This window comes from Vibrio sp. 811 (genome assembly GCF_033339195.1).
This window is the reverse complement of the sequence record NZ_JAWOUB010000881.1, coordinates 1-533: the sequence shown is the minus strand read 5'-3', so window position 1 is coordinate 533 and position 533 is coordinate 1. Positions and strand designations below refer to the sequence as shown.

Annotated in this window: 1 protein-coding gene; it reads right to left on the bottom strand. The window is 42.6% G+C overall.

Translation table 11 applies throughout. The annotated features are described in order from the left end of the window. Positions 1 to 144: 144 nt before the first annotated feature. Positions 145 to 533: sigma-70 family RNA polymerase sigma factor (locus tag R7Q46_RS29920; protein ID WP_318078686.1), on the bottom strand; the 389-nt coding region annotated here is incomplete at its 5' end.

The following is a 533-nucleotide window of genomic DNA, read 5'->3' as shown; positions in this document are numbered from 1 at the left end:
GATCCAGACGACTTAACACCTCGTCAAGCCCTTGAAGAGCTGTATCGTTTGAAGAAAATGCTTTAACGAGAATATCTAATCTCCCCTAAAACAGAAAAGGGCTATGGTTATCCATAGCCCTTTGTGTTTCGAGAAAGCTTAGTATTAATCGTCTTCGACGTTAAACAAGTTTTCCATATTTAGGCCTTGTTTAATTAGAATTTCACGAAGTCGACGTAAACCCTCCACTTGAATTTGACGTACACGCTCACGGGTAAGACCAATCTCTCGTCCCACTTCTTCAAGCGTAGACGGCTCATAACCAAGCAAACCAAAACGGCGTGCAAGCACTTCTTTTTGTTTTGGATTCAACTCTTCCAACCAATGGATCAAAGACGATTTGATGTCATCATCTTGAGTCGACACTTCTGGATCAGAGTTGTTTGCGTCAGGAATAATATCCAGAAGCGCTTTTTCACCGTCACCACCAATTGGGGTATCAACGGAGCTAATACGCTCGTTAAGACGCAGCATTTTGCTGACATCTTCTACTG